Below are 19,576 nucleotides of genomic sequence, written 5' to 3' on the forward strand. Positions count from 1 at the left end.
GCGTTGAACACCCCGCGGCCGCGGCCCCCGGGCGCGCGGCCGCGACCGCCGCCCGGGCCGGTGCCGGGCGTCATTTCAAGGAGCGAGCAAGCAGATGGAAATCAGGATCCGCCGTGTCCTCACCCAGATCGAGGATACCTATGAAGAGGGTGTGACGCGCGTCGAAACCCCGCAGCGCAAGGCGGCGATCATCTTCGTGATCGAGAACCCGATGGCCGGCACCAAGGGCGCCGACCTGACGGCGATGATCGAGGCCAGCAGGGACATGGGGCGGATCTTCGGCGAGAAGATCCGCGAGGTGATGGGCGACCGCGAGGTGCAGGGCTATGGCAAGGGCGGCCTTGTCGGGCTGAACGGCGAGGCCGAACATGCCAACGCCATGCTGACCACCGTTTTCGCCAACCCGATCCGCGAGGCGCTCGGCTGTGGCGAGGCGTGGATTTCCTCGTTCCAGAAACTGGCGGTGCCGGGCGAAAAGATCGACATTCCGATGAACCATGTCGATGATGTCTATGTGCGTTCGCATTACGACGGGATGACGGTATCGGTGCCGCGCAGCCCGCAGGCGGACGAACTGGTGCTGATCTTCTGCGTGTCCACGGGCAAGCGGCTGAACGCGCGTGTGGGCGGCCTGACGCATGAGGACGTGACGGCGCGCAGGCAGGCCGCGCGGGCATAAGGCGGCGGCGCGGGCGAAGGAAGGGGACGGACAGGATGATCACCAATTATGCGGCGCTCGGGCGGGCCTTCCTGCACGGCGAGACTTCGCCCTCGGCGGTGATGGAACACTATCTCGACACCATCGCCCGGCGCGAACCCGGGGTGCGCGCCTTCGTCTGCCTCGACCCCGGCCGCGCCCGGGCGCAGGCCGCCGCCGCCGACCTGCGCTGGCGGAACGGCGCGCCCCTGTCGCCGTTGGACGGCATGCCCATCGGCGTCAAGGACATCATCGAGACCGCCGATTTTCCCACCGGGCAGGGCAGCCCGATGTGGCGCGGCAGCGAGACGCGGCGCGATGCGGCGACGGTGCAGGCGCTGCGCGAGGCGGGGGCGATCGTGGTGGGCAAGACCACCACGACCGAATTCGCCTCTACCGAACTGCTGGAACCCACCCGCAACCCGCACGACCCGAACCGCACCCCCGGCGGGTCGAGCAGCGGTTCCGCCGCCGCCTGCGGCGCGGGGATGCTGCCCTTCGCGCTGGCCTCGCAGGTGGTGGGCTCGACCACGCGCCCGGCCAGCTTCAACGGCTGCATCGGCTACAAGCCGACGACCGGGGGGCTGAACCGGGGCGGCAGTTTCGACTATCTGAGCCAGAGCTGCGTCGGCATGCTCGGCATGGCGCTGGAGGATGTGTGGCTGGCCACGCGCGCCATCGCCAGCCGCATCGGCGGCGACCCGGGGCAGGTGGGGGTGCTGGGCCCCGACAGTCTGCCCGCGCCGATGCGCCCGGGCCGGCTGGCGCTGCTGGATACCGACGGGATGGCCGATGCCACGCCCGGCGCGCGGGCGGCCCTTGCGGCGCGGCTGGATGCCCTGCGCGCGGCGGGGGTCGAGATCGCCGACCGCCGCACCTGCCCGTTGATCGAGGGGCTGGAACAGTCCCTTGCCGGGGCGCTGGATCTGGCGTGGGAGGTGCTGGTCTGGGAAATGCGCTGGCCGCTCAACACCTTTTCATGGCGCGACGACGCGGCAGAGGGGCTGAGCGCGGCGATGAAGTTCCGTCTGGCGCAGGGGGAGGCGATGACGCAGGCCGACTATGCCCGCGCCCTGTCGCGCCGCGAAACCGCCCGCGCCCGGCTGCGTGACGTGGCCTGCGCCTATGACGCCGTGATCACACTCGGCGCGCCGGGGGCGGCGCCGGCGAGTTTCGTCAACACCGGCAACCCGGCCTTCAACGTGCCGGCCTCGCTTCTGGGGGCGCCGGCGCTGTCGCTGCCGGTTCTGGAAGATGATGGCATGCCGTTGGGATTGCAGATCTTTTCCGGCCATGGCAGTGATGCGCGGCTGTTCGGTCATGCGCATTGGCTGTTGTCCGGGGACGCTGCGGCGGGATGATCTGCCGCAGCGGGATTCATTGTAAGACATTCTGGCAAATCTTGTTTTGACCTTTCGGACAACATAGAGTGGCGTTGAACACCGGAGGACCGGAATTGGAACTTGCAGTCGAACCGAAAACCGTCCTTCGGCAGGCCGTCGAAAAACTGCGCGGCGCTATCGTCAGCGGCGTGTTCAAGCCGGGGCAGCGGCTGGTCGAAACTGACCTGTGCGAAAAGCTGCGCGTCAGCCGCCCGTCGCTGCGCGAGGCGCTGCGGGTGCTGGAAACCGAAAAGCTGATCGTGATCGCGCCCAACCGGGGCCCCTTCGTGGTCGAACTGACCTGGGCGCAGGCGCAGGAGATCTATCTTGTCCGCGCCCTGCTGGAAGGCGAAGCCTCGGCCCTTTGCGCCCGCAACGCGACGGATGACGACATCGCCCGGATGCAGACCGCGCTCAACGCCTTTGCCGCCGCGACGGCCGCGAACGACAGCGAGGGCCGCATCCGCTATACCGCCGAATTCTACGATGCGTTGCAGCGCGCCAGCGGCAACCAGACCATCAACGAGGTGTTGCAGGGGCTGGTGTCGCGCATCAATGTGCTGCGCGTGCGGTCCATGGCGCGGGGGGACAGGGCCAGCGAAAGCCTGCGCGAGATGACGGCGATCTTCGCCGCCATCGTCGCGCGCGACCCCGACGCGGCGCGGCAGGCGTCGATGGAACATATCAACAACGCGGCCATCGCGGCGGAAGCGGCGTTTCACGGGCGGTGAGGGGTGGCCCGGGGGCGAGCGCGGGCCGGGGGCCAGCCCCCGGACCCCCGGGATATTTAGAGACAGAAAATGGACAGGCATTCTTCTTTCTTGAAGAAGTGTTCCTGCGGCTTCCTCGTTTCGGGATGAACCTGTGCCCGTCTTGCGGGGCGGAAGGCCACCATGGCCGGGCCGCGCGCACGGCCCGGGGCGTTCAATGCGTCTGCGCGGTTGTCACCCTGTCCATGGCGCCGCGATAGGCGTCCAGCACCGCCGCGCCGGGGCGGCCGGTGGCCTCCATCCCTTTTGCCCATTCCGCCCCGATGGGGGCAAGGGCGGCGTGCCAGCGGTCGACCTCTGCCGGTGTCAGCCTGCTGACCGTCAGCCGCCCTTCGGACACCAGCTTTGCCTCGGTCTGAAGGTCGAGGGCGTCGAGATAGGCGCACAGATGGGCCTGCGTCTCTTGCCCCGCCTCCAGCATGACCGCTTGCAGATCCGGCGCGAGGCTTTGCCAGATATCTGCGTTGATCCCCAGAAGCAGGCTCGAACTGCCGAGTTGCGCGCCTTGCAGGGTGTACTTGATCACATCCTCCAGCCCGCCGGCATAGGTGGACCCGATCGGATAGACCCCGCCGTCGATGGTGCCGCGCAACAGGCTGTCGTAGAGTTCCGGCCCCGTCACCCGCACCGGCACCGCGCCGAGCGCGCGCACCGTCGCATCCATCGAGGCGCCGTTCGCCCGCAGCTTGAGACCCCCCACATCCTCGAGCGTCGTGACCTGCCTGCGGTTGGTGACAAGCTGCAACGGCGGCAGCACGTTCACGGCCAGCGCCCGCAGGTTGTTCGGCCGGTATTCCAGATCGGCGAGGATGCCGCCTTCGTCCGCCAGGTGCCAGAACCCCGCCGATCCCCCGCAGGACGTCTTGTGCAGCCCCGGCAGTTCGACCACCGACGACAGCGGAAAGCGCGCCGGTTCATAGGAGGTCGCGATCAGCCCGATCTCGGCCACGCCCTTGCCGACAAGCCCCCCGGCCTCCTTGCCGAGCTGGTTGGCGGGATAGGGCTCGATCTTCAGCCGCCCGCCGGATCGCTGTTCGACCAGCCCGGCGAAATACCCCGCCCCCTCGGTCCAGGTCCAGTGTGCAAGGGAAAAGCCGAAGGACAGCTTGAGCACCTGCGGCGCCTCCGCCCGCGATGGATGGGGCATCAGGGCGATCAGCGCGGCGCCCAGAAGCGCCGTCATGGTCATGCGCATGGAATTCACCTCCCGTTGGTATGTTGTCCGTGGGGCGGCCCGGGGCCGGGCCGCCCGTTCGTGCCGGCTCAGGCCACCGCCGTGCGGCGGGCGTCGCCCCGGGCGGGTTCCAGCGCGCAGCCCTGCACCGTGATCCGGTGCATGTAGCGGCGAAAGCCGTGGTAGTCGTTCAGCGCCTTGTGCCAGACGGCGCGGTTGTCCCACATCGTGACATCGCCCGCCCGCCAGCGCACGCGGCAGTGGAATTCGGGCTGTTTGCAATGGTCGTAGAGAAAGGCCAGCAGCGCCGCGGATTCCGCCTTTTCCAAGCCCTCGATCCGCAGGGTGAAGCCCGGGTTCACGTAAAGGCATTTGCGCCCCGACAGCGGGTGGCGGATCACCACCGGGTGCAGCACGTCGTCCTTCACCTGGTCGAAATTGCCGATGCGTCCGTCGCGGCGGCTTTCGCGGTCGGCGCTGGCCCTGCCGAAATTATGGGCCGACCCGTGCCACGCCGAAAGCCCCTGGAGGAAATCCTGCATCGCGGGCGACAGCGCCTCATAGGCCGCGCCCATCGAGGCGAACATCGTGTCCCCGCCATAGGGCGGCAGTTCGATCCCGTGCAGGATGGAGCCGAGCGAGGGGATCTCGTCATAGGTCTCATCCGCGTGCCAGACCTCGCCGATCGCTTCCTTGTGGTGTTTTTCCTTCAGCACCTCCACGATCCCCGGATGGCCGTCGAGCGGGCGCAGAAAGCGGTTGTGGCTGACCGGGCCGAAGCGGCCGGCGAAACGGATCTGGTCGTCGGGGGTGATCGTCTGGCCGCGCATCACGATCACCGAATATTTCGCGAATGCCTCCTGGATCTGCGGAAAGTCGGCCTCCTTGCGCAGGTCGGCGCCGAAGATCTCGGCCCCGAGGCCGCCGGTCAGCGGTATCACTTCCATCATGGATTCTCCCGTTGCGTGACAGGGAAACGGTAGCGCGGGCGGATCGTTCGGAAAAACTGAATATGATTTACAGATAGATCATAAAATCCGATGATCTGGCGCGCGGGCCGGAGGGTCGGGGATGATACGCTTTACCTTGCGGCAACTTACCTATTTCACCACCACCGCGGAACTGGGCAGCATCGCCCGCGCGGGGCGCAAGCTGCGGGTGTCGGCGGCGGCGATTTCGGCGGCGATCGACGCGCTGGAGGATCTTTCGGGCTGCATCCTGTTCGACCGATTCCCGGCGCAGGGGATGCGGCTGACCGCCGTGGGCGCGCAACTGGACGCAGAGGCGCGCACGGTTCTGGCGGCGGCGCGCAACTGGGAACAATCCACCCGCTATCTGCGCGAAGAGGCGTCGGGCCATGTCCGGCTGGGAACCTATCACGCGCTGGCCTATGTGTTCGGCCTGCCCATCGTGATGCGCAACCGCGAACGCTGGCCCAAGGTGCGGCTGGAACTGGTGCAGACCAACCTGCTGAGCCTGCTGCAACAGCTCGACCATGGCGATCTCGACGTGATGCTGGTCTACGACAACCGCTTCGACCGCGCGGCGCGGGACGTGACCGACCTCGGCACGGTGCGCGCCAAGGTGATCCTGGCGGAAACCCATCCGCTGGCGCAGCGCCGCCGGCTGAAACTGGCGGATCTGGAGGGGCTGCCCTATGTCCAGCTGACCGATGACACGCAGGGGCCGACGATGCTCGATTCGCTGCGCGGGTTGGGGCTGAACCCCGAGGTGCATTTCAGTTCCTCGTCCTATGAACTGGTGCGTTCGGCGGTGGGCAAGGGGCTTGGCTTCACGCTCAGCGCCCTTCAGCCCGCGAACCCGACGACCTATCACGGCGACCGCCTTGTGGCGATACCGCTGGACGCGCCGGTGCAGGAACGGCGCATCGTCGCCCTTTGCCGCAAGGGCCGTGCGTCGGAACCGCTGATCCAGAATGTGGTGTCCAGTTGCCGCCATGTGCTGGACACGGCCATGCGGCTGTAGCGGCTGGCGGTGGCCCCCGGCCCTTTGCGCCGGGCACCGACCGTCGGCCTCATTCCGCGCATCGGAAACGCGGTTTTGGCGGGATGCCGCGCAGGTTTGCGGCCGCGGCGATCTGGCTCTCGCCTTGGGCGGCCGGGGGCGGCAGGGTCTGGGCGGTTCACCAAAGGAAGGTTGCAGGCGCCCGTGTCCGATCAGACGTCCCCCGCCCCGTTCCGGCATCTCGACGAAGAGACGCTGCAACTGGTCGCCCGCAACCTGCGCGGCGTGCAGTCGGCACGGCTGCGGTTCTTCCGCACCGACCGGGAACTGGAACAGGAACTGATCGCGCTGTTCCTCGCGCTGGAAATCCCGACCGAGACCGAGCGGATAGAGCGCATGGCCCCCCCGCCGCGCCGCCGTTTCAGCTTTCAGTTCAGGGGGGACGAGGCGGTCATCACCGTGGCGCCCGACCAGCCGCTGACGGGCTGAGCGGTCAGAGCGCGAAGAACGCCGCCGCCATGCAAAGCCCCACCAGCGTGATGAACACGCGCAGCGCCGCCATGTTGGTGATGCGCCGCGCCGCTTTTGCCCCCAGGTACCCGCCGGCGGCGCAGGCAAGCCCGAGGATCACCGCCCGTTCCCAGTCGATCAGCCCCGCCGCGGCATAGGTCGTGACCGAGACCAGCGACAGGATGGCCGACACCAGGTTCTTCAGCCCGTTCATCGCGTGCAGGTCGCTCAGCCCCACCACGCCGAAGGCGGCCAGCAGCATGATGCCGAGTCCGCCGTTGAAATAGCCGCCGTAGATCGCCACCGCCAGCAGCAGCGCCAGCGCCGGCCCGCGCGACAGCCCCCCGCCCCGCCGCATCAGGCGCTTGACCAGCAGCGGCCCGGCGGCAAAGGCGGCGGTGGCGAACAGCAGGAGCCAGGGCACCACCCCGCTGAACACCTCTTGCGGCGTCACCAGCAGCAGCGCCGCACCCAGGAACCCGCCCAGGACCGCCACCGCCAGGATCGCACGCAGGCCGGGGCCCTCGCCGGTGCGGATGTCGCGGCGGAAGGCCAGCGCGCTGCCGATATAGCCGGGCAGGGCGGCCAGCGTGGCGGTGGCGTTCGCCATCACCGGCGGCACGCCGATCCAGACCAGCGCTGGAAATGACAGGAAGGTGCCGCCGCCCGCGACCGCGTTCAGCGCCCCGGCGCCAAGGCCGGCAAGGATCAGGACGGTGGTGGACAGCATGGGGTGCTCCTTTGCATCCGGGGCATTGCAGATCCACGCATTGGTATGCAAATTGGTCCGCATGCCGCCGGAGGACCGATGCCCCGCCAAAGCCCCCAGGACGTGCTGACCCGCCTGCGCGCCTGCCTTGCCGAGGGCGCGCCCGGCGCGCGGCTGCCCGCCGAACGGGTGCTGGCGGCGGATCTGGGATGTTCGCGCCAGACGCTGCGCGCCGCGCTGTCGGTGCTGGAAGAAGAAGGCGAGATCTGGCGCCATGTCGGGCAGGGCACCTTCCGCGGCCCGCGCCCGCCGGGCCATCCGGTGCGCGACAGTGTGCTGTTGCAGGCGGCCTCGGCCCGCCAGTTGCTGCAAGCCCGGCTGATGATCGAGCCCCCGGTGGCCGCCGAAGCCGCCCGCGCCGCGCAGCCCCGGGACATCGCCCATCTGCGCGCGCTGGTCGACCGAGGCCGCCAAGCCCGTACCCGGGCAGAGGGCGAGGCGCTCGACACCGCGTTTCACCGCGGCGTGGCGGAAACGGCGCGCAATCCGATCCTTCTGGGCCTGCTCGACTACCTCGCCGGCGCCCGCCGCCGCGCGGCCTGGCAGCGGGAATGGGACCGGACCTACCGCCGCATCGGCACGGCGGAATTCACCGGCCCCCACTGCACCCAACACGCCCGCATCGTCACCGCCATCGCCACCGCCGACCCGCAGGCCGCAGCGGCGGCGATGCGGGACCACCTGGAGGCCGTCGGGACGGCGATGAACCTGCCGTAGGCGGCGCTTGCGGGGGAGGAGGGGTGGAGGCGGGTACCGGAATCGAACCGGTCTTCACGGATTTGCAATCCGCTGCGTAACCTCTCCGCCAACCCGCCGTTGTTCAGGAGTTGGAACCCTCTAGCGCGGTTCGGGCGGCAGGGCAAGGGGCGGGTTGCGCCTGCCGGCCGGGGTCATTCGGTGGGCGGTTGCACGAGGCCGCGCTGGACCGCCGGGCGGGCGAGGAAACGGTCGAGGTAGGCGGGGACGTTCGCCAGCCTGTCCCAGCCGGTGATGTCTGCGGCCTTGTAGAAATCGCGCAGGCCGCGCAGCCAGGGTGCGATGGCGATATCGGCGATGGAATAGTCGCCCGCCACCCAGTCCTTGCCCGCCAGCGCGCCGTCGAGCACCTTGAGCAGCCTTTCGGCCTCGGCCCGGTAGCGTTCCTTCGGGCGGGGGTCCTCGATCTCTTTGCCGCCGTAGACGTGAAAGAAGCCGAGCTGCCCGAACATCGGCCCCACGCCGCCCATCTGGAACATCAGCCATTGCAGCACGGTGTACCGCGCCGCGCCCTCGGGCAGCAGCCGGCCGGCCTTTTCCGCCAGATAGACCAGGATCGCCCCGCTTTCGAACAGCGCCAGCGGCGCGCCGCCCGGGCCCTGCGGGTCGATGATCGCGGGGATCTTGTTGTTCGGCGCGATGTCGAGGAACCCGGGGTCGAACTGGTCGCCCTTGACGATCGACACGGCATGCGCGTCATAGGCCAGCCCCAGTTCCTCGAGCGCGATCGAGATCTTGACGCCGTTCGGCGTCGGGAAGGAATAAAGCTGGATCGCGCCCGGGGTGCGGGGCGGCCAGCGGCGGGTGAGGGCGAAATCGTCGAGTTCGGGCAACGCAGCCTCCGTTTTCTGCAACGGTCCATTCGTACCCCATTTCCCCGCGAGGAAAACCGTGCAAGTTTCGGGCTTGCCAGAACGGCGCTGTGCAGCAGGCAACACCCACGGACGCACGCTGAAACGAGGGAACGGCAGAGGAACCGGAATGCTTAACGAATTCAAGACATTCATCGCCCGCGGCAATGTGCTCGACATGGCGGTCGGGATCATCATCGGCGCGGCCTTCACGGCGATCGTCACCTCGCTGGTGGGCGATCTCATCAACCCGATCATCGGCCTGGTCATCGGGGGCATCGACTTTTCCAACATGTATGTGGTGCTGAGCGGCGACGTCCCCCCCGGGGCGAGCCTCGAGGCCGCGCGGGAATCCGGGGCGGCGGTGTTCGCCTACGGGGCGTTCCTGATGGCGGTGCTGAACTTTCTCATCATCGCCTGGGTGGTGTTCCTGCTGGTCAAGGGCGTGAACCGTGCCAAGGACAGCGTGATGCGCGCCGAGGCCCCCGCGCCCGAAGCCCCCGCAGGCCCGACGCAGGAAGAACTGCTGGCCGAAATCCGCGACCTGCTGCGGGTGCGCTGAAAGACCGGGGGCGGCTTTTGCGGCCGTCCCTGAACCCGGCGGCTGGCCCGGCGGAGGGCACGGGAGCCTCCGGCGGGGATATTTGGGTCCAGCCTGAAGATGGGCGGCTTGCTCTCTGTCTCGCAGGATCGCCTTGTTCTTCAGGCTGGCATAATCCCGGGGGTCCGGGGGCTGGCCCCCGGCCCTGCGCTGTCCTCCCGCGCGCCTTTCGCGTTACAGGCGCAAGGCCTCCGCCGGGTCGACCACGGGCAGGTTCAGCGCCGCGCCCACGGCGGCATAGGTCAGCCGTCCCGCATGGGTGTTGAGGCCCGCCAGCAGATGCGGATCCTCGGCGCAGGCGCGGCGCCAGCCCTTGTCGGCCAGCGCCAGCAGGAAGGGCATCGTCGCATTGCCGAGCGCCTGGGTCGAGGTGCGCGCCACCGCGCCGGGCATGTTGGCCACGCAGTAATGCAGAATGCCGTCGACGGTATAGATCGGGTCCTGGTGCGTGGTGGGATGCGAGGTCTCGAAACATCCGCCCTGGTCGATTGCGACATCCACGATCGCCGCCCCGGGCCGCATCAGCGCCAACTGCGCCCGCGTCACCAGTTTCGGCGCCGCCGCCCCGGGGATCAGCACCGCGCCGATCACCATGTCTGCCTCCGGCAGCAGTTCCGCGATGGCGGCGGCGGAGGAATATTGCGTCGTCAGTCGGCCCTGGAAAATATCGTCGAGGTAGGACAGCCGCGGCACCGAACGGTCCAGCACGGTGACATTCGCCCCCATCCCGACGGCGACCCGCGCCGCCGCCGTGCCCACCACGCCGCCGCCGATGATGACCACATTCGCGGGCCGCACCCCCGGCACACCGCCCATCAGCACGCCGCGCCCGCCATTGGCCTTTTGCAGCGTCCATGCCCCCATCTGCGGGGCGAGCCGCCCGGCGACCTCCGACATCGGGGCCAGCAGGGGCAGGCCGCCGCGGGCATCCGTCACCGTTTCATAGGCGATGGCGGTCACGCCCGCGGCCAGCAGGTCGTGCGTCTGTTCGGGGTCGGGGGCGAGGTGCAGATAGGTGAACAGCACCTGCCCCGCGCGCAGCAGGGCGCGTTCGGCCGGCTGCGGTTCCTTCACCTTGACGATCATGTCCGCGGTGGCAAAGACCTCTGCCGCGCTGGCGGCGATGTCTGCCCCGGCGGCGGTGTAATCCTCGTCGGTGAAGCCCGCGCCCAGGCCCGCGTCGGTTTCCATCACTACGCGGTGGCCATGCTGGACGGCCTCGCGCGCGGCATGCGGCGTCAGGCCCACGCGGAATTCCTGCGGCTTGATCTCCTTCGGGCATCCGATCTTCATGGCAGTCTCCCTCTTTCCTGCGCGCAGAATGCCGTGGAACGCGGAAAAAAGTCATGAAAATTCGGCTGGTGTTTGTCGGTTTTGTGAATAGATTCTTGCGTGACGACAGGCTTTTGCTGAAGGATTTCCTGTGACGCCAGAACTTGATGCCACCGACCGGCGAATCCTTTCCGTCCTGCAAAAGGAGGGGCGGATCACCAATGCCGAACTTTCGGAAAAGGTGAACCTGTCGCCCTCGGCCTGCCACCGCCGCGTGCAGCGGCTGGAGGAGGAAGGATATATCGCCGGTTACGTCGCGTTGCTGGATGCGCGCAAGATGGGGCGGCCGACGACGGTGTTCGTGGAAATCACCCTGCAAGGGCAGGCGGACGAACTTCTGGATGCGTTCGAGCGCGAGGTGGCGCGCGTGCCCGACATCCTCGAATGCCATCTGATGGCGGGGACGGCGGATTACCTGCTGAAGATCCTCGCGCAGGACACCGAGGATTTCGCCCGCATCCACCGCCAGTACCTGACGCGGCTGCCCGGCGTGGCGCAGATGCATTCGAGCTTTGCCCTGCGCACGGTGTTCAAGACCACGGCGATCACGGTGTAGGCCGGGGCAAATGAAAAACCCCCGCGGGCCAGGCCCCGGGGGTTGATCGTGCGGCGGGTCGCCCCGCCCAGCATCGCCGGGCGCCGATGGCACCCCGTCGATCAGAGCGCGCCTTCGCGCTGCGCCTTCTTGCGCGCGAGCTTGCGCGCACGGCGGACGGCCTCGGCCTTCTCCCGCGCTTTCTTTACCGACGGTTTCTCGAAATGCTGCTTGAGCTTCATTTCCCGGAACACGCCTTCGCGCTGGAGCTTTTTCTTCAGGGCCCGAAGAGCCTGATCGACGTTATTGTCACGAACGCTGACCTGCATGTGGTTGTCACCACCTTCCTAAGCTAGAGTTGCACAAATGTGCAGGCCGGCGGGGCATAGCAAAATGCGGCGGCCCTGTCTACCTTGTGCGGACCACGAAGGAGAACGCGATGACCGAACCGGAAACCGACCTCAGGACGCGGCTGATGCGGGCGGCGCTGGTGCATGTGCCCTTCGACGGCTGGTCCGAAGCCGCATTCCGCGCCGCCTGCGCCGATCTGGGGGTGGATCCCGCGCTGGCGCGTGCGCATTGCCCGCGCGGGGCGGTGGATCTGGCGCTGGCCTTCCATGCGGCGGGCGATGCCGCGATGCTGGTGCGGCTGGCGGAAACCGACCTGTCGGCGCTGCGGTTCCGCGACCGTGTGGCGGCGGCGATTCGTTTCCGGCTGGAGGCGGTGGAGGACCGCGAGGCGGTGCGCCGGGGTGCGGCGCTGTTCGCGCTGCCGCAACATGCCGCCGATGGTGCCAAGGCGATCTGGGGCACGGCGGATGCGATCTGGACCGCGCTCGGCGATAGCTCTGACGACCTGAACTGGTACACCAAGCGCGCCAGCCTGTCGGCGGTCTATGCCTCGACGGTGCTTTACTGGCTGGGCGACGACAGCCCCGGCCATCAGGCGACGTGGGAATTTCTGGACCGCCGGATCGAGGGCGTGATGGCTTTCGAGGGTGCCAAGGCCCGGCTGCGGGCGAACCCGCTGACGCGGCCCTTCATGGCGGGGCAGGACTGGCTGGCCGCCCGCGTGCACAAACCGCGGGGGGTGGAGGATCTGCCGGGCCGCATGGGCGGGGGGCGGATGTGATGGAACTGCCGCAGACCTTGCCCGTAACCATGCGCGCCGTCGAAATCTCTGCCCCCGGCGGGCCCGAGGTGCTCCGCCCCGTCACCGCGCCCGTACCGGTGCCGGGCCATGGCCAGATCCTGATCCGCGTGGCCTGGGCGGGGGTGAACCGCCCCGATGCGGCGCAGCGCGCGGGGCTTTACCCGCCGCCGGCCGGCGCCTCGCCCCTGCCGGGGCTGGAATGCGCGGGCCATGTCGCCGCCGTGGGCCCCGGGGTGGCGCGCTGGCAGCCGGGCGATGCCGTCTGCGCGCTGCTGCCGGGCGGGGGCTATGCCGAATATGTCGTCACCCCCGCCGCCCATGCCCTGCCGGTGCCCGAAGGCATGGCCCTGCGCGAGGCCGCCTGCGTGCCCGAGACGTTCTTCACCGTCTGGGGCAATGTGTTCATGCGCGGCGGGCTGAAGGCGGGCGAGCGGTTTCTGGTCCATGGCGGGTCGAGCGGCATCGGCACCACCGCGATCCAGCTGGCCCGCGCCTTCGGCGCGCGCGTCTTCGCCACCGCCGGATCGGCCGACAAATGCGCCGCCTGCGAAGGCTTGGGGGCGGAACGGGCGATCAATTACCGCGACGAGGATTTCGTGGCGGTGATGAAGGCAGAGGGCGGGGCGGACCTGATCCTCGACATGGTGGGGGGCAGCTATATCCAGCGGAATATCCGGGCCTTGGCCGATGACGGGCGGATGGTGCAGATCGCCTTCCTGCAAGGCCCCAAGGCGGACCTGAACCTTGTCGAGGTGATGACCCGCCGCCTGACGCTGACCGGGTCCACCCTGCGCCCGCAATCCGACGCCGCCAAGGCCCGCATCGCGGATGCGCTGGAAACGCAGGTCTGGCCCTTGCTGGCCGCGGGCCGGGTGGCGCCGGTGATGGACAGCGAATACCCGCTGGAGGATGCGGCGGGCGCCCATGCGCGGCTGGAAAGCGCGGGCCATATCGGCAAGATCGTGCTGCGGGTGACGGGCTGAGGAGGGGGGCCGGGGCAAGCCCCGGCCCGCGATCCCCGCGCCTGATGCTGACGCCAAGATGCAGGCCGGGGCCTGCCCCGGCGCGCCTTACGCCCGCAGGGTGCCGCCGGTGGCCTTCTGCACCTTTTCCACGATCTTCGCGCTGACGGCCTCGATGTCCTTTTCCGTCAGGGTCTTGTCCTGCGGTTGCAGCCGCACGGTGATCGCCAGCGATTTCTTGCCCGCGCCCATCTGTGCCTCGGCCTTGTCGCCCGCGAACTGGTCGAACACCCGCACGCTTTCGATCAGCGCCTTGTCGGCCCCCTGCGCCGCGCTGACCAGCGCCAGCGCCTCGACCCCGCTGTCCACGACGAAGGCGAAATCGCGTTCCACCGCTTGCAGGTCCGACATCGCCAGCGCCGGGCGGCTGGCGGATTTCGCCTTGGGCTGCGGCACGTTGGCGGGCCAGACCGTAAAGGCCACCGCGGGACCCTTCACATCCATCTCGCGCAGGATGCGGGGGTGGATCTCGCCGAACACCGCCAGCGTATTGGGGCCGAGTGCGACGACACCGGCCCGCCCCGGATGGAACCAGCCCGGCACCTTGCGGCCGATCTGCACCCGCGCGGGCGCGCCAAGCGCGGCCAAAACCGCCTCTGCATCCGCCTTGGCATCGTAAAGGTCCACCGCCCGGCGCGACCCGAACGGATCGCGCGGGGCCGAGGCGCCGACCAGAAGCCCCGCCGCCTGCACCGCCTGTTCCCCCGGCTCGCCGCCGCTGAAGGCGGGGCCGACCTCGAACAGCGCCAGATCCATGAACCCCCGCGCCTGATTGCGCGCCGCCGCCCGCAAGAGACCCGGCAGCAGGTCGGGGCGCATATGGGTCATTTCCGAGGAAATCGGGTTCTCGATCCGCACCGCATCGCCGCCGCCGCCAAACAGCGCCGCCGCGCCTGCGTCGATGAACGAATAGGTCACGCATTCGTTGTAGCCGAGCGCCGCCAGTGTCCGCCGCGCGGTGCGCTCGCGCAACTGCCCCGGGGTCAGGATCGGCGCGGGCACACCGGCACGGGTGCGCGGCATCGGCTTGCCCTCCAGCCGGGTCAGGGATGCGATGCGCGCCACTTCCTCGACCAGATCGGCCTCGCCCTGCACATCGGGGCGCCATGACGGCGGGAAGGCGCGATCCCCCTCCACCCGGAAGCCGAGCGCGGCGAGCGTCGCGCGCTGGTCGGCCTCGGGGATGTCCATGCCCACAAGGCGGCTCGCCCGCGCGGGGTCGAAACGGTAGCTGCGCGCGGTATCCGGCACCGCGCCGTCCACCACCACCTCGGACGCCTCGCCCCCGCAAAGGTCGAGGATCATCCGCGTCGCGGCCTCCAGCCCCGGCAGGGTGAATTCCGGGTCCACCCCGCGCTCGAACCGATAGCGCGCGTCGGAATTGACCTTCAGCGCCCGGCCCGTGGCGGCGATGGTGATCGGATCCCAGTACGCGGATTCGAGGAACACGTTCACCGTGCCCCCGGTGCAACCCGAATGCTCGCCTCCCATGATGCCGCCGATGCTTTCCGGCCCCCCGGCGTCGGAAATCGCCATCATTCCCGGCTGGAAGCGATAGGTCTTGCCGTCGAGCGCCAGCAGCTCCTCGCCCCCCGCGGCCGGATGGATGCGCAGCACCCCGCCCGCCACCTTGTCGGCGTCAAAGACATGCAGCGGCCGGTTGAGATCGAAGGTGAAAAGGTTGGTGATGTCCACCAGCGCCGAAATCGGCCGCAGCCCGATCGCCTTCAGCCGCCGTTGCAGCCAGTCGGGCGAGGGGCCGTTCGTCACGCCGCGGATGACGCGGCCGGCGAACAGCGGGCAGCCCTTGTCCTTCAGCGCCGGGTCGATTTCCACCCGGACGGGGCTGGCGAAGGTGCCCGGCACCGGCGCGATTTCCAGCGGTTTCAGCCGCCCGAGGCCCCGCGCCGCCAGATCCCGCGCGATCCCGCGCACGCCGAGCGCATCGGGGCGGTTGGGGGTGATCTTGATATGGACCATCGGGTCGTTCAGCCCGCGCCAGTCGATGAACCGCGCGCCGAGCGGCGCGTCCGTCGGCAGGTCGATGATGCCGTCATGATCGTCCGACAGCATCAGTTCGCGTTCCGAACAGAGCATGCCGTTGGAATCCACCCCCCGGATCACCCCAGGCTTGAGGTCCACCCCGGTGCCCGGCACATGCGTGCCGACCGGTGCGAACACCCCCACCAGCCCGGTGCGCGCATTGGGCGCGCCGCAGACCACCTGCACCTCTTCCACCCGCCCGCCGGGGCCGTCGGGGTATGTTTCCACCCGGCAGAGCCGCAGCCGGTCGGCATTGGGATGCGGCTGCGCCTCGATCACCCGGCAGATGCGGAAGGCGCCCAAGATGCGCGCCGGATCCTCCACCCCCTCGACCTCCAGCCCGAGGTCGGTCAGCGCCTCGAGGATCGCGTCGAGCGGCGCATCGGTTTCAAGATGGTCCTTGAGCCAGGAGAGGGTGAATTTCATCGGTCTGGGTCCTTGGGCGCGGCGCGGTTGGTCGCCCCGGGGCCTAGCGCAATTCGGGGGAAAGGGGAAGGCGGCTGTGGCGGGGCCTTGTTTCCGCTGTTGCGCGCAGGGGTTCTGGCGCGGCGGGGGCCAGCCCCCGCGCCCCCGGGATATTTATGGACAGAAAGTGAAAACGGGCGCGCCCTTGCGGGGAAGGGAATGCGCCCGCGGCTTCATCTTTTCAAAAATACTCCCGCCGGAGGCCGCCGACCTCTCGGCGCGCGGACCGGCGGGGGTGGGGGCTCAGTTCAGGATCGCGAAGCCTTCGGCGGCGAAATGGGCGTCGGCGGCGTCGGCCGTCAGCGCCTCGAAGAAGGCGCGGTCGGCGGCGTCGGCGGCGCCGGTCAGCAGGGCGGCGGGATAGAGGATCGCGGGATGCGTGGCGGCCGGGAAGGCGCCGACCACGGTCACGCCCTTGTCCGCTGCGGCGTCGGTCGCATAGACGATGCCATAGGGCGCCTCGCCCGAGGACACCAGCGCCAGCGCCGCGCGCACGTTGTCGGCCTGCGCGACCGAGGGCGCAACGCCATCCCACAGGCCGAGCGCGGTCAGCGCCGCCTTGCCGTATTGCCCCGCGGGAACCGCGTCGACCAGCGCCATGGCCAGCTTGCCGCCATCCAGCAGCGCGGGCAGGTCGAGCGTCGCGTCGATCGCGACCGGCGCGGCATCGGCGCCGTGGCCGACCAGCACCAGCGTGTTGCCCAGAATGTCGGCCCGCGTATCCGCGACCACCAGCCCGGCCTTTTCCACCTCGTCCATCCAGTTGACGGCAGCCGAGATGAAGATGTCGGCGGGCGCGCCTTCGATGATCTGGCGGGCGAGCGCGTTGGACCCGGCGTAGGAGATCGTCACCCTATGGCCGGTGGCGGCCTCGAAGTCCTGCGCCACGGCGTCGAGCGCGTTCTTGAGCGAGGCGGCGGCGAAGACCACGACCTCTTCTGCGGCGGCGGGCAGCGGCAGCAGGGCGGCGAGTGCTGCGGCAAGCGCCAGGCGGCGCGGGGCGGGGGATGCGGGCATGGGGCCTCCGGTTTCGATATGTTTCGTCGGAAGTATCGCCGGGTCATCGCGGATGGCAAGGGATATTTCCGCCGAGACATATCGGCGCGGCAATCTGGCGGTGGACCGGGCGGCGCGCGGTCGATATATTCTTGTAGGCATATCGAAGCGGAGGCCATGATGCAGATGACCAGAACCGCAGCCTGCCGGGTGGCCGGGGGCCATGGCGCGACCGGGGGGCCGGTGGCGAAATGCCTGTCCGAACGCGGCGACGGCCGCAGGGCCGCGCGCCGCAGGGCGCTCGGGGCGCTTGCCGGGGTGTTGCTGCTGCTGGCGCTGGCCGTGTGGCAGGCGGGTGTGGCGGATATGCCGCCGCCGCCCGCCGGAACCGCCGCCGGGGGCTGATCTCAGCCGGCGTGCGTGCTCGGCATGTCCAGCGCGCCGAAGCCGTAGTGGCGCAGCCAGCGCAGGTCGGATTCGAAGAAGGCGCGCAGGTCGGGGATGCCGTATTTCAGCATCGCCATCCGGTCGATCCCCATGCCGAAGGCGAAGCCCTGCCACTGGTCGGGGTCGATCCCGCCGGCGCGCAGCACCTTGGGGTGCATCATCCCCGATCCCAGCACCTCCAGCCAGCCGTCGCCTTCGCCCACGCGCAGCTGGCCGCCGACCCAGGAACACTGGATGTCGACCTCTGCCGAGGGTTCGGTGAAGGGGAAGTGGCTGGCGCGGAAGCGGGTCTTCACCTTGGTGCCGAAATAGGCGGTGAAGAATTCTTCCAGCACCCATTTCAGGTTGGCCATGGAAATGTCGCGGTCGATCGCCATGCCCTCGATCTGGTGGAACATGGGGGCGTGGGTCTGGTCCATGTCCATGCGGTAGACGCGGCCCGGCGCGATGACGCGGATCGGCGCGCCCTGGGCCTGCATGGCGCGGATCTGCACCGGGCTGGTATGGGTGCGCAGCACATGCGGCGGGCGGTCGTCGCCTGCCGCGCGGTGCATGAAGAACGTGTCGTGTTCCTGCCGGGCGGGATGTTCGGGGGCGATGTTCAGCGCGTCGAAATTGTACCAGTCGGTTTCGATCTGCGGCCCCTCGGCGACGGCAAAGCCCATGTCGGCGAAGATGGCGGTGCATTCCTCGGTCACCTGGCTGACCGGGTGGATGGTGCCGCGCGGGCGGGGGCGGCCGGGCAGGGTGACATCCAGCCATTCCGCGCGCAGCCGTTCTTCCAGCGCCGCATCGGCCAGCGATGCCCTGCGCGCCCGCAGCGCCGCATCCAGTTCGTCCTTGAGCGCGTTCAGCGCCGGGCCCGCGGTCTGGCGTTCCTCGGGCGACATCTGCCCGAGGCCGCGCATCAGCGCCGAGACCTCGCCCTTCTTGCCAAGCGCGGCCAGCCGCAATTCCTCCAGCGCGGCCTCGCTGCCGGCGCCGGCGATGCCGCCGAGATATTTGGCGCGTAGCGTGTCGAGCCCGTCCATTGCGATGCCTCCGGTTTGCGGCCTGTCCTGCGGGGTGCTAGCGGGCGCGCCCCGCGAATGCAAGCGGTGGCGTGCGGCATGAAAAAACCCCGCGCGGCCGGGCCGGCGGGGTTTTCGCTGTTGCGGGCCCGTGCGGGTCAGGCGACGGCGGCGCGGGCCTGTGCGGCGATGGCGTTGAACGCCTCGGGCTCGTGCACGGCCAGATCGGCCAGGACCTTGCGGTCCACCTCGATCCCGGCCTTGTTCAGGCCGTTGATCAGGCGCGAATAGGTCATTTCGGCATCGAACAGGCGCACGGCGGCGTTGATCCGCTGGATCCACAGCGCGCGGAAGTTGCGCTTGCGGGTCTTGCGGTCGCGGGTCGCGTACTGGTTGGCCTTGTCGACGGCCTGGGTCGCGGTGCGGAAGTTGGTCGAGCGGGCGGCGTAATAGCCCTTCGCGGCCTTGATCACCTTGCGGTGACGGGCGTGGGTCACGACACCGGATTTGACGCGGGACATCTGATGCTCTCCTTACCGGTTGTAGGGCATGTATTTCTTGACGATCTTCTCGTCGGCGTCGCACAGGATCATCGTCCCGGTGACGTCGCGGATGAATTTCGTCGAGCGTTTGATCATGCCGTGGCGCTTGCCGGCGGGGCCGGCCTTCACCTTGCCGGTCGCGGTGAAGCTGAAACGCTTCTTCGCGGCGGATTTGGTCTTCATCTTGGGCATTTCCATCTCCTCATTCGGGTGGTCGGAACGCGACTCGGCATGCCACACCGGCCGGACGCGCCATAGAGGCCCGGGCGATACACGGCCCGGGCGCGGGTTGCAAGGGGGATGGGGGCGATTCAACGGATGAAGCGGCCGATCACCCGTTCGAAGGCCGAAGGCACATCCGAAATCGAATAGCCCGAGGGTTTCTGCCACACCGCGGCGACGATCAGGCCCGAGGCCAGCATCACCAGAATCGCCGCGGCGCGGGGCGGGCGGCTTTCGGAAAAGGCGCCGATCAGGGCGGGGATGGCCAGCAGGCCGAGACCGACCCCCACCACCAGCATCAGGTCACTGTCCAACCACTTACTCCTGTACGCGT

23 protein-coding genes and 1 tRNA gene are annotated in these 19,576 nt (G+C 69.0%); 11 read left to right on the forward strand and 13 right to left on the reverse strand.

Features of this window, described 5'->3' with window-relative positions; genetic code table 11:
- Positions 1-94: 94 nt before the first annotated feature.
- The 3 genes from RGD00_RS12390 to RGD00_RS12400 all read left to right on the forward strand — a co-directional run bounded on the left by RGD00_RS12390 (position 95) and on the right by RGD00_RS12400 (position 2,810).
- Positions 95-679, forward strand: a complete 585-nt coding sequence (locus RGD00_RS12390; RefSeq protein ID WP_310457645.1) for an amino acid synthesis family protein — start codon at positions 95-97, stop codon at positions 677-679.
- A 35-nt stretch (positions 680-714) separates the two neighbouring features.
- Positions 715-2,058 (forward strand): amidase, encoded by a 1,344-nt coding sequence (locus RGD00_RS12395; RefSeq protein ID WP_310457646.1) that lies wholly within the window; start codon positions 715-717, stop codon positions 2,056-2,058.
- A 95-nt stretch (positions 2,059-2,153) separates the two neighbouring features.
- On the forward strand, positions 2,154-2,810 hold the full coding sequence (locus RGD00_RS12400; RefSeq protein WP_310457647.1) for a GntR family transcriptional regulator: 657 nt from the start codon (positions 2,154-2,156) through the stop codon (positions 2,808-2,810).
- A 193-nt stretch (positions 2,811-3,003) separates the two neighbouring features.
- Here the strand turns inward: RGD00_RS12400 and RGD00_RS12405 are convergent, their stop codons facing one another.
- Positions 3,004-4,044 (reverse strand): TRAP transporter substrate-binding protein, encoded by a 1,041-nt coding sequence (locus RGD00_RS12405; protein WP_310457648.1) that lies wholly within the window; start codon positions 4,042-4,044, stop codon positions 3,004-3,006.
- A 68-nt stretch (positions 4,045-4,112) separates the two neighbouring features.
- A complete protein-coding gene (locus RGD00_RS12410) occupies positions 4,113-4,973 on the reverse strand; it encodes a TauD/TfdA dioxygenase family protein (RefSeq protein ID WP_310457649.1) in 861 nt (286 codons plus the stop codon).
- Positions 4,974-5,094: 121 nt separating this feature from the next.
- Here RGD00_RS12410 and RGD00_RS12415 point away from each other — a divergent pair, with 121 nt between their 5' ends.
- Both RGD00_RS12415 and RGD00_RS12420 read left to right on the forward strand, forming a co-directional pair.
- Positions 5,095-6,009: a LysR substrate-binding domain-containing protein gene (locus tag RGD00_RS12415; protein WP_310457650.1), complete on the forward strand. Its 915-nt coding sequence runs from the start codon at positions 5,095-5,097 to the stop codon at positions 6,007-6,009.
- A gap of 183 nt (positions 6,010-6,192) precedes the next feature.
- Entirely contained in the window at positions 6,193-6,477 is a 285-nt protein-coding gene (locus RGD00_RS12420) for a hypothetical protein (protein WP_310457651.1), read from the forward strand.
- Positions 6,478-6,481: 4 nt separating this feature from the next.
- Here RGD00_RS12420 and RGD00_RS12425 read toward each other — a convergent pair whose 3' ends face one another.
- Positions 6,482-7,228: a sulfite exporter TauE/SafE family protein gene (locus RGD00_RS12425; protein WP_310457652.1), complete on the reverse strand. Its 747-nt coding sequence runs from the start codon at positions 7,226-7,228 to the stop codon at positions 6,482-6,484.
- Between the two features lie 78 nt (positions 7,229-7,306).
- Between RGD00_RS12425 and RGD00_RS12430 the strand changes: the two genes are divergently transcribed.
- A complete protein-coding gene (locus tag RGD00_RS12430; RefSeq protein ID WP_310457653.1) occupies positions 7,307-7,984 on the forward strand; it encodes a FadR/GntR family transcriptional regulator in 678 nt (225 codons plus the stop codon).
- 24 nt (positions 7,985-8,008) lie between these two features.
- Here the strand turns inward: RGD00_RS12430 and RGD00_RS12435 are convergent.
- Both RGD00_RS12435 and RGD00_RS12440 read right to left on the reverse strand, forming a co-directional pair.
- A tRNA-Cys gene (locus RGD00_RS12435) sits at positions 8,009-8,082 on the reverse strand.
- Positions 8,083-8,157: 75 nt separating this feature from the next.
- Complete coding sequence (locus RGD00_RS12440; protein WP_310457654.1) at positions 8,158-8,856, reverse strand: glutathione S-transferase N-terminal domain-containing protein; 699 nt, start codon at positions 8,854-8,856, stop codon at positions 8,158-8,160.
- Between the two features lie 148 nt (positions 8,857-9,004).
- On the opposite strand from RGD00_RS12440, the gene mscL reads away from it, so the two are divergent.
- Entirely contained in the window at positions 9,005-9,436 is a 432-nt protein-coding gene (mscL, locus tag RGD00_RS12445; RefSeq protein WP_310457655.1) for a large conductance mechanosensitive channel protein MscL, read from the forward strand.
- 213 nt (positions 9,437-9,649) lie between these two features.
- Here the strand turns inward: mscL and ald are convergent, their stop codons facing one another.
- Positions 9,650-10,768 carry an alanine dehydrogenase gene (gene ald, locus RGD00_RS12450; RefSeq protein ID WP_310457656.1) on the reverse strand — a complete coding sequence of 373 codons (1,119 nt, stop codon included), beginning with the start codon at positions 10,766-10,768 and terminating at the stop codon, positions 9,650-9,652.
- Between the two features lie 130 nt (positions 10,769-10,898).
- Between ald and RGD00_RS12455 the strand changes: the two genes are divergently transcribed.
- Positions 10,899-11,363 carry an Lrp/AsnC family transcriptional regulator gene (locus tag RGD00_RS12455; RefSeq protein WP_310457657.1) on the forward strand — a complete coding sequence of 155 codons (465 nt, stop codon included), beginning with the start codon at positions 10,899-10,901 and terminating at the stop codon, positions 11,361-11,363.
- Positions 11,364-11,464: 101 nt separating this feature from the next.
- On the opposite strand, the gene rpsU is transcribed toward RGD00_RS12455, so the two are convergent.
- A complete protein-coding gene (gene rpsU / locus RGD00_RS12460) occupies positions 11,465-11,671 on the reverse strand; it encodes a 30S ribosomal protein S21 (protein ID WP_310457658.1) in 207 nt (68 codons plus the stop codon).
- Between the two features lie 110 nt (positions 11,672-11,781).
- Between rpsU and RGD00_RS12465 the strand changes: the two genes are divergently transcribed.
- Both RGD00_RS12465 and RGD00_RS12470 read left to right on the forward strand, forming a co-directional pair.
- The gene (locus tag RGD00_RS12465) at positions 11,782-12,474 is read left to right on the forward strand and encodes a COQ9 family protein (protein WP_310457659.1); all 693 of its coding nucleotides are present in this window, start codon (positions 11,782-11,784) and stop codon (positions 12,472-12,474) included.
- A 29-nt stretch (positions 12,475-12,503) separates the two neighbouring features.
- Positions 12,504-13,478: an NAD(P)H-quinone oxidoreductase gene (locus tag RGD00_RS12470; RefSeq protein ID WP_310457660.1), complete on the forward strand. Its 975-nt coding sequence runs from the start codon at positions 12,504-12,506 to the stop codon at positions 13,476-13,478.
- Between the two features lie 87 nt (positions 13,479-13,565).
- On the opposite strand, the gene pheT is transcribed toward RGD00_RS12470, so the two are convergent.
- Positions 13,566-15,986: a phenylalanine--tRNA ligase subunit beta gene (gene pheT, locus RGD00_RS12475; protein ID WP_310457661.1), complete on the reverse strand. Its 2,421-nt coding sequence runs from the start codon at positions 15,984-15,986 to the stop codon at positions 13,566-13,568.
- Between the two features lie 282 nt (positions 15,987-16,268).
- Positions 16,269-17,042, reverse strand: a complete 774-nt coding sequence (gene modA / locus RGD00_RS12480) for a molybdate ABC transporter substrate-binding protein (RefSeq protein WP_310457662.1) — start codon at positions 17,040-17,042, stop codon at positions 16,269-16,271.
- A gap of 159 nt (positions 17,043-17,201) precedes the next feature.
- On the opposite strand from modA, the gene RGD00_RS12485 reads away from it, so the two are divergent.
- Positions 17,202-17,426: a hypothetical protein gene (locus tag RGD00_RS12485; protein ID WP_310457663.1), complete on the forward strand. Its 225-nt coding sequence runs from the start codon at positions 17,202-17,204 to the stop codon at positions 17,424-17,426.
- A gap of 2 nt (positions 17,427-17,428) precedes the next feature.
- Here RGD00_RS12485 and pheS read toward each other — a convergent pair whose 3' ends face one another.
- The 4 genes from pheS to RGD00_RS12505 all read right to left on the reverse strand — a co-directional run bounded on the left by pheS (position 17,429) and on the right by RGD00_RS12505 (position 19,556).
- Positions 17,429-18,499: a phenylalanine--tRNA ligase subunit alpha gene (pheS, locus tag RGD00_RS12490; RefSeq protein WP_310457664.1), complete on the reverse strand. Its 1,071-nt coding sequence runs from the start codon at positions 18,497-18,499 to the stop codon at positions 17,429-17,431.
- Positions 18,500-18,636: 137 nt separating this feature from the next.
- On the reverse strand, positions 18,637-18,999 hold the full coding sequence (gene rplT, locus RGD00_RS12495) for a 50S ribosomal protein L20 (RefSeq protein WP_310457665.1): 363 nt from the start codon (positions 18,997-18,999) through the stop codon (positions 18,637-18,639).
- Positions 19,000-19,011: 12 nt separating this feature from the next.
- Positions 19,012-19,212: a 50S ribosomal protein L35 gene (rpmI, locus tag RGD00_RS12500; protein ID WP_310457666.1), complete on the reverse strand. Its 201-nt coding sequence runs from the start codon at positions 19,210-19,212 to the stop codon at positions 19,012-19,014.
- 119 nt (positions 19,213-19,331) lie between these two features.
- The gene (locus RGD00_RS12505) at positions 19,332-19,556 is read right to left on the reverse strand and encodes a hypothetical protein (RefSeq protein WP_310457667.1); all 225 of its coding nucleotides are present in this window, start codon (positions 19,554-19,556) and stop codon (positions 19,332-19,334) included.
- Positions 19,557-19,576 lie beyond the last annotated feature (20 nt).

Origin of the sequence: Ruixingdingia sedimenti, assembly GCF_031432425.1 — a bacterium.
Lineage (GTDB): Bacteria > Pseudomonadota > Alphaproteobacteria > Rhodobacterales > Rhodobacteraceae > Ruixingdingia > Ruixingdingia sedimenti.

What these genes read in the sequence shown, in the direction of transcription:
- RGD00_RS12390 (WP_310457645.1), top strand. Translation starts at nt 95, where the DNA reads ATGGAAATCAGGATCCGCCGTGTCCTCACCCAGATCGAGGATACCTAT.
- RGD00_RS12395 (WP_310457646.1), top strand. Translation starts at nt 715, where the DNA reads ATGATCACCAATTATGCGGCGCTCGGGCGGGCCTTCCTGCACGGCGAG.
- RGD00_RS12405 (WP_310457648.1), bottom strand. Translation starts at nt 4,044, where the DNA reads ATGCGCATGACCATGACGGCGCTTCTGGGCGCCGCGCTGATCGCCCTG.
- RGD00_RS12410 (WP_310457649.1), bottom strand. Translation starts at nt 4,973, where the DNA reads ATGATGGAAGTGATACCGCTGACCGGCGGCCTCGGGGCCGAGATCTTC.
- RGD00_RS12415 (WP_310457650.1), top strand. Translation starts at nt 5,095, where the DNA reads ATGATACGCTTTACCTTGCGGCAACTTACCTATTTCACCACCACCGCG.
- RGD00_RS12425 (WP_310457652.1), bottom strand. Translation starts at nt 7,228, where the DNA reads ATGCTGTCCACCACCGTCCTGATCCTTGCCGGCCTTGGCGCCGGGGCG.
- RGD00_RS12430 (WP_310457653.1), top strand. Translation starts at nt 7,307, where the DNA reads ATGCCCCGCCAAAGCCCCCAGGACGTGCTGACCCGCCTGCGCGCCTGC.
- mscL (WP_310457655.1), top strand. Translation starts at nt 9,005, where the DNA reads ATGCTTAACGAATTCAAGACATTCATCGCCCGCGGCAATGTGCTCGAC.
- ald (WP_310457656.1), bottom strand. Translation starts at nt 10,768, where the DNA reads ATGAAGATCGGATGCCCGAAGGAGATCAAGCCGCAGGAATTCCGCGTG.
- rpsU (WP_310457658.1), bottom strand. Translation starts at nt 11,671, where the DNA reads ATGCAGGTCAGCGTTCGTGACAATAACGTCGATCAGGCTCTTCGGGCC.
- RGD00_RS12465 (WP_310457659.1), top strand. Translation starts at nt 11,782, where the DNA reads ATGACCGAACCGGAAACCGACCTCAGGACGCGGCTGATGCGGGCGGCG.
- RGD00_RS12470 (WP_310457660.1), top strand. Translation starts at nt 12,504, where the DNA reads ATGCGCGCCGTCGAAATCTCTGCCCCCGGCGGGCCCGAGGTGCTCCGC.
- pheT (WP_310457661.1), bottom strand. Translation starts at nt 15,986, where the DNA reads ATGAAATTCACCCTCTCCTGGCTCAAGGACCATCTTGAAACCGATGCG.
- modA (WP_310457662.1), bottom strand. Translation starts at nt 17,042, where the DNA reads ATGCCCGCATCCCCCGCCCCGCGCCGCCTGGCGCTTGCCGCAGCACTC.
- RGD00_RS12485 (WP_310457663.1), top strand. Translation starts at nt 17,202, where the DNA reads ATGCAGATGACCAGAACCGCAGCCTGCCGGGTGGCCGGGGGCCATGGC.
- pheS (WP_310457664.1), bottom strand. Translation starts at nt 18,499, where the DNA reads ATGGACGGGCTCGACACGCTACGCGCCAAATATCTCGGCGGCATCGCC.
- rplT (WP_310457665.1), bottom strand. Translation starts at nt 18,999, where the DNA reads ATGTCCCGCGTCAAATCCGGTGTCGTGACCCACGCCCGTCACCGCAAG.
- rpmI (WP_310457666.1), bottom strand. Translation starts at nt 19,212, where the DNA reads ATGCCCAAGATGAAGACCAAATCCGCCGCGAAGAAGCGTTTCAGCTTC.